The organism is uncultured Paracoccus sp., from assembly GCF_945915435.1.
GTDB lineage: Bacteria > Pseudomonadota > Alphaproteobacteria > Rhodobacterales > Rhodobacteraceae > Paracoccus.
In genome coordinates, this window is sequence record NZ_CAMEFG010000077.1 from 1 (window position 1) to 6,536 (window position 6,536).

Consider the following 6,536-nt stretch of genomic DNA (forward strand, 5'->3'; position numbering starts at 1 on the left):
CGCGCACGGCGGCCTTGGACAGCAGCGCGCCGAAGGTGATGATCTGGCCGACCTTCTCGGCGCCGTATTTGTCCTGGACGTAGTGGATCACTTCCTCGCGCCGGTCCATGCAGAAGTCGATGTCGAAATCCGGCATGGAAACCCGTTCGGGGTTCAGGAAGCGTTCAAACAGCAGCGAATAGCGCAGCGGGTCCAGGTCGGTGATCGTCAGCGCATAGGCGACAAGGCTGCCCGCGCCCGAACCGCGCCCCGGTCCCACCGGAATGCCGTGGTCCTTGGCCCATTTGATGAAATCGGCAACGATCAGGAAATAGCCGGGGAAGCCCATCTGTTCGATGATGCCAAGCTCGAAATCCAGCCTTTCGTGATATTCCTCGGGGGTGACGGCATGGGGGATGACCTTCAGCCGCGCCTCCAGCCCCGCGCGGGCCTGACGGCGCAGCTCCTGCACCTCGTCATCGGCGAAGCGGGGCAGGATCGGCTTGTGGCGGCTGACGGCAAAGGCGCAGCGGCGGGCGATTTCGACGGTGTTCTCGACCGCCTCGGGCAGGTCGGCGAAGATCGCGGCCATTTCCTCGGGCGATTTCAGGTCATGCGAGGGCGTCAGGCGGCGGCGCGGCTGCGACTGGTCGACATAGGCGCGCTCGGCGATGCAGATCAGCGCATCATGGGCATCGTAGAGGTCGGGTTTGGGGAAATAGGCGTCGTTGGTCGCCACCAGCGGCAGGTCCAGCGCATAGGCGATGTCGATCATCGGCCCCTCGGTCGCGGCCTCGACCGGAACGGGGTTGCCCGAGCCGTCGCGGTGGCGCTGCAATTCGACATAGAGCCGGCCGGGATAGATCGCCGCCAGCCGCGTGGCCAGCGCCTGCGCCTGATCCGGCGCGCCGGCTGCCACCATCTGTCCAAGCGGGCCGGTGGCGCCGCCCGTCAGGCAGATCAGCCCCTCGGCGCGTTCGGCCAGTTCGTCCAGCGTGACGTAGACGGGTGCGGTGCCGGGACGCATATAGAGGCAGGTGGACAGCGCCATCAGGTTCAGCCAGCCCTGCCGGTCCTGCGCCAGAAGGACGACCGGGCCGCTCAACCCGTCCAGTTGCAGGGTGATCTGGCAGCCGATGATCGGCTGGATGCCCTTGTCCAGCGCCTTGACCGAAAATTCCAGCGCAGCGTAAAGCGCATTGGTGTCGGTCAGCGCGATGGCGGGCATGCCCATTTCGGCAGCCAGCTTCGGCAGCATGGCGGCGGGGATCGCACCTTCCAGAAGGGAGTGTTCCGAATGGGTGCGCAGGTGGATGAATCGGGGGGCAGGATTGGACATGGCGCGAACTTACGCGCCCTGCCCGGTTCGTTTCAATCGCCTTTGGCGATCTTATTCCAGGTGGCTTTCGAGAAACCACAGGTCCTTGTCCAGATCGCGCGAGATCGCCGTGAAGATGTCGGCGGTATCGGCATCGCCCGCCTCGTCCGTCGCGTCGATCGCGGCGCGGATATTGGCGCCGTGGTCGCGTATGCGGGCGCAGATTTCGCGGATATGGTCGGCGGATTTCGTCAGGTTGGTCGGATAGGGCTTGAGCGTGCTGCCCTTGGCGACCTCTTCCGCGGTGCCCACGGCGGTGCCGTCAAGCTGCTGCACACGTTCGGCCATCGTATCGACATGATCGTCGAAGCGGGTGCGCACCTGATCGAAAAGCTCATGCACCGCGATGAAGTTCGGACCCTTGACGTTCCAGTGGGCTTGCTTGATCGCCAGCGCCAGCGCGATGGCGTCGGCCAGCCGGGCGTTCAGTTCGGCCACGGCGGTCTTGCGGGCATTGTCCTTGAGTCCAGAGATATTAACGGCCATGTCAGCGTTCCTTTCAGGTATTGCGTTGATTGATAACGGGATTGGCTGCTGCGGGTTCCGCAAACCGGCCATGCGGCAGGCGAAACCCCGACGTGGCTATGAAAAACGGCGCTTCCTTTGGGGGAAGCGCCGTCGAACGGTTCAAACCGGGGCCTGCCCTCAGACAGCGCCCTGGATGAAGTTCACGGCATCGCCGAAGGTCTGGATGGTTTCGGCGGCGTCATCGGGGATCTCGATGCCGAATTCTTCCTCGAACGCCATCACCAGTTCGACGGTGTCCAGCGAATCCGCACCCAGATCATCGATGAAGGAAGCCGATTCCGTCACCTTGTCCTCGTCGACGCCCAGATGCTCGACGACGATCTTCTTCACGCGATCAGCGATATCGCTCATATCAATTCCTCACTTTCGCGGGCATCCGCCCAATATGTGCCGGCCATGCCGACGACAGCCGAGGGCGGTTCCCCCTGCGGCTTGTTCGCGGGATATAGCACGCGAACGTGATCTTGCAACCGCATAAACCACAACCCGGCATCCCGATCAGATCATCGCCATTCCGCCGTTCACATGCAGCACCGTGCCGGTGACATAGCCCGCCTCGTCGCTGGCAAGATAGAGCGCGGCCGAGGCGATGTCCTGCGCGCTGCCCATCCGCCCCGCGGGGATCTGGGTCAGGATGCGCGACTTCTGTTCGTCGTTCAGCTTGTCGGTCATGGCTGTCTGGATAAAGCCCGGCGCGATGCAGTTCACGGTGATTCCCCGGCTAATCACTTCATATGCAAGGCTTTTCGACATTCCGACCAGGCCGGACTTGGCCGCGGCGTAATTGGCCTGGCCGGCATTGCCCGTTGCCCCCACGACCGAGCCGATATTCACGATCCGGCCCCAGCGTGCCTTCATCATCCCGCGCAGCACGCCCCGGCAAAGCCGGAAGGACGAGGTCAGGTTGACCTCGATCACCTGCGCCCATTCCTCGTCCGACATGCGCATGAACAGGTTGTCGCGGGTGATGCCGGCGTTGTTCACAAGGATATCAACGCCGCCCATCGCCTCGGCGGCGGCCTTGGGCAGGGCTTCGACTGCGGCAGAATCACCCAGATTCGCGGTGACGACATGGGCGCGGTCGCCCAGCTCGTCGGCCAGCGCGCGTAACGGCTCTTCGCGGGTGCCGGACAGCGCGACGGTGGCCCCCGCCCCGTGCAGTGCCGTGGCGATCGCGCCGCCGATACCGCCCGAGGCGCCGGTGATCAGTGCCTTGCGTCCTGTCAGATCAAACATCCTGGTTCCTTTTCGATTATTTGCCGATTCGGGCAATCAGCCCCTGAGCGCGGCGATATCGGCAGGCGTGCCGATGTTGCGGGTCACGGCCTGCTTGTCGATGCGGCGAATCATGCCCGACAGCGCCTTGCCCGCGCCGATTTCCCAATATTCGGTGACGCCCGCGGCTTGCAGGAACTGCACCGATTCGCGCCAGCGGACGGCGCCGGTCACCTGCTCGACCAGCAGGCGGCGGATGGCGCCGGGTTCCAGCACCGGCTCGGCGCGGACATTGGCGATCAGCGGCACGGCGGGGGCGTGGATCTCGACCGCTGCCAGCGCATCGGCCATCGTCCCGGCGGCGGGCTGCATCAGCGCCGAGTGGAAGGGCGCCGAGACCGGCAGCATCAGCGCGCGCTTGGCCCCGCGTTCCTTGGCCAGCGCGGCGGCGCGTTCCACCGCGCCCTTGTGCCCCGAGATCACGACCTGCCCCGGATCGTTGTCATTGGCGGCCTGGCAGACCTCGCCCTCGGCGGCGTCGCGCGCGATCTGGTCCACGGCTGCGAAGTCCAGCCCCAGGATCGCGGCCATCGCGCCCTGCCCGACCGGAACTGCCTCTTGCATGGCCTGCCCGCGCTGGCGCAGAAGCCGCGCGGTATCGGCCAGCGTCAGCGCGCCCGCCGCGCAAAGCGCCGAATATTCGCCAAGGCTGTGGCCCGCCACGAAATCCGCGTCACCGATGCCGAAGCCCTCGGCTTCAAGCGCGCGCATCGCGGCGATCGAGGCCGCCATCAGCGCAGGCTGCGCGTTCTGCGTCAGCGTCAGCGTCTCGATGTCGCCGTTCCAGATCAGATCCGACAGGTTTTCGCCAAGCGCCTCGTCCACCTCGTCGAAGACGGCTTTGGCCGCTGGACAGGCCTGCGCAAGCTCTTGGCCCATGCCGATGACCTGCGCGCCCTGTCCGGGAAATACGAATGCCCGCATCCGGGTCCCTTTCCTGATATTTACCCCCAAAGGCTTAGCCCGCGCGGCGGCGGCGGGCAACTGCGGCGTGGCCTGCGCGCCTGCCGGGGTCAGCGCGGCAGCACGATCTCGGCGCGCAACCCCCCAAGGCGGCGGCCGTCGCCAAGACGCAACTGCCCGCCATGCGCGCGCGCGATATCGGTGGCGATGGACAGGCCAAGCCCGACCCCCTGCCCCATGTTCTGGTTGCGCGAGGGGTCGAGCCGGGTAAAGGGCCGCGTTGCCTCGCCGCGCCGCTCGGGCGGGATGCCCGGCCCGTCGTCCTCGACCGAGATGCGGAAATAGCCCGGCCCAAGCGCCGCATCGACCTCGGCCCGCGTGCCGTAGCGCACCGCGTTCCCGATCAGGTTTTCCAGCGCGCGCCGCATCGCATCCGCGCGGAAGGTGGCGGTGGCATCCGCGCTGCCCTCGACCTGCCCAAGCGCGACGTTCTGGCCGCCGCGCTGCGCATCGGCCACGACCCCCTGCACGAAGTCCAGCGCCCTGACCGGCGCGGGCGGCGCGTCCTGCGCCACGGCGCGGGCATGGGCCAGGAAGGCGTCCACCATCCCCTCCATCGCGGCGACGTCGCTGATCAGCCCTTCGATCTCATCGCCTTCGGGCGGGTGGTCGGGGGAAAGCATGGTCAGCCCAAGCCGCAGCCGCGTCAGGGGCGTGCGCAGGTCGTGACTGATCGCAGACAGCATGAGTCCGCGCTGTTCGTTCTGCCGCTCCAGCCGGTTGCGCATGTCCAGGAATGCGGTGCCGGCCTGGCGCACCTCGGTCGCGCCCGAGGGACGGTAAGGTTCCACCCGCCCGCGCCCATAGGCTTCGGCGGCGCGTGCCAGCTTGCGGATCGGGCGCATCTGGTTGCGCAGGAAGATCGCCGCGATCCCCGTCATCAGCAGCGAGGTCCCGATCAGCAGCACCAGCAGTTGATGCGGGTTCGAGGCCGAAACCCGCCGCCGCGAAAAGCCAAGCTGATATTCCCCATGCGTGCCCTGCATGGTCAGCACCACGTCGCGCAGATCGCCCAGGTCCACGGCGCGAATCTGCGGCACCAGGTCGTGCAGCGTCGAAATCACCACCCGCCCCGAGAAATCGTAGAAGACCCGGTTCTGCATCCCCCCGTCCCCCGCCGGGATACGGACCGAAATGCCAAGCGGGTCCGCGATGCGATGCGCCGCGATACGCGCCTGCGCGGTGTCGGGCGCACCGTCGACCCGCGCGGCGACCAGGTTGATTTCCTGCGCCATGCCGGTGGTCATCTGGCGTGTCACATCCTCGAAATGACGTTGCAGGAACATGATGGTGACGACCACCGTGACCACGCTGACCGGCAGGAACAGGATCAGCGCGGCGCGGCCGTAAAGCCCCCGTGGCATAAGCGTCTTGAGCCATTCGAAATTCATGGAATCCCCTGCGATTGCGCCCTAGGTTAGCCGCATGAGCGACGCCGAGAAAGCCCCGAGGGCCATCCTTGCCCCCAATCCCTCGCCTTTGACCGGGCGCGGCACCAATACCTTTTTGCTGGGACATGAACGGATCGCCGTGATCGACCCCGGCCCGCGCATCGCCAGCCACCTGCAAGCGATCCTTGCCGCCGCGGGCAAGGGCCGCATCACCCATATCTTCGTCACCCATGCCCATCTGGACCATTCCGAATCCGCCCGCGACCTGGCCGAGGCGACCGGGGCGCCCATCCTTGCCCTCGGCGCCCCGACCGCGGGACGCTCGACCGTGATGCGGCGCCTGGCCGAATCGGATCGCATCGGCGGGGGCGAGGGGCTGGACGCCGCCTTCATGCCCGACCTCACCCTTGCCGACGGAGACCTGATCGAGACTGGGGAATGGAGCCTGCGCGCCATCCACACCCCCGGCCATTTCGGCGGCCACCTGGCCTTCCAGCAGGACGACCGGATCTTTTGCGGGGACCTGGTGATGGGTTGGTCCTCGACGCTGATCTCGCCCCCCGACGGGGACCTGGCCGATTACATGCGCTCGCTTTCGCGGCTGGCATCGCTGGCGCCCGCGCGCCTGCTGCCCGCCCACGGCGACCCGATCGAGCAACCGCTGGCCCGGCTGAAGGAACTGGCCCTGCACCGGCGGCAGCGCACCGCCCAGATCCTTTCCGCGCTGGAGGAAGGCCCCGCCGACGCCGCCACGCTGGCGCGCCGGATCTACGACATCGCCCCCCACCTGCTGCCCGCCGCCGCGCGCAACGTCCTGGCCCACCTCATCGCTTTGCACGAACTGGGGGCGGTCGAAACGCCGCAGGAAATCTCGCTTGCCGCACGCTTCCACAGGGCCTGAAACGAAACGCAAGATTTTTGCGACAACCCTCTGGACGCCACCATTCGCCGCGGCTATATACCCCCTCGTGTTCCGGCGTAGCTCAGCGGTAGAGCAGTTGACTGTTAATCAATTGGTCGTA

The 6,536-nt window shown here is 66.6% G+C and carries 7 protein-coding genes; 1 reads left to right on the top strand and 6 read right to left on the bottom strand.

Going from position 1 to position 6,536, the window contains the following annotated elements:
• The 6 genes from dnaE to Q0O97_RS17080 all read right to left on the bottom strand — a co-directional run.
• On the bottom strand, positions 1 to 1,318 hold a 1,318-nt coding region (dnaE, locus tag Q0O97_RS17055; protein WP_294932239.1), incomplete at its 3' end, for a DNA polymerase III subunit alpha.
• 51 nt (positions 1,319 to 1,369) lie between these two features.
• The gene (gene dps / locus Q0O97_RS17060; RefSeq protein ID WP_294932242.1) at positions 1,370 to 1,843 is read right to left on the bottom strand and encodes a DNA starvation/stationary phase protection protein Dps; all 474 of its coding nucleotides are present in this window, start codon (positions 1,841 to 1,843) and stop codon (positions 1,370 to 1,372) included.
• Positions 1,844 to 2,002: 159 nt separating this feature from the next.
• A complete protein-coding gene (locus Q0O97_RS17065; protein ID WP_020950056.1) occupies positions 2,003 to 2,236 on the bottom strand; it encodes an acyl carrier protein in 234 nt (77 codons plus the stop codon).
• 147 nt (positions 2,237 to 2,383) lie between these two features.
• On the bottom strand, positions 2,384 to 3,121 hold the full coding sequence (fabG, locus tag Q0O97_RS17070; RefSeq protein ID WP_294932248.1) for a 3-oxoacyl-[acyl-carrier-protein] reductase: 738 nt from the start codon (positions 3,119 to 3,121) through the stop codon (positions 2,384 to 2,386).
• 36 nt (positions 3,122 to 3,157) lie between these two features.
• On the bottom strand, positions 3,158 to 4,084 hold the full coding sequence (gene fabD / locus Q0O97_RS17075) for an ACP S-malonyltransferase (protein WP_294932251.1): 927 nt from the start codon (positions 4,082 to 4,084) through the stop codon (positions 3,158 to 3,160).
• 89 nt (positions 4,085 to 4,173) lie between these two features.
• Positions 4,174 to 5,514, bottom strand: a complete 1,341-nt coding sequence (locus Q0O97_RS17080; protein ID WP_294932254.1) for an ATP-binding protein — start codon at positions 5,512 to 5,514, stop codon at positions 4,174 to 4,176.
• Between the two features lie 34 nt (positions 5,515 to 5,548).
• Between Q0O97_RS17080 and Q0O97_RS17085 the strand changes: the two genes are divergently transcribed.
• Positions 5,549 to 6,415, top strand: a complete 867-nt coding sequence (locus Q0O97_RS17085; RefSeq protein ID WP_294932257.1) for an MBL fold metallo-hydrolase — start codon at positions 5,549 to 5,551, stop codon at positions 6,413 to 6,415.
• The last annotated feature ends 121 nt before the right edge of the window (positions 6,416 to 6,536 follow it).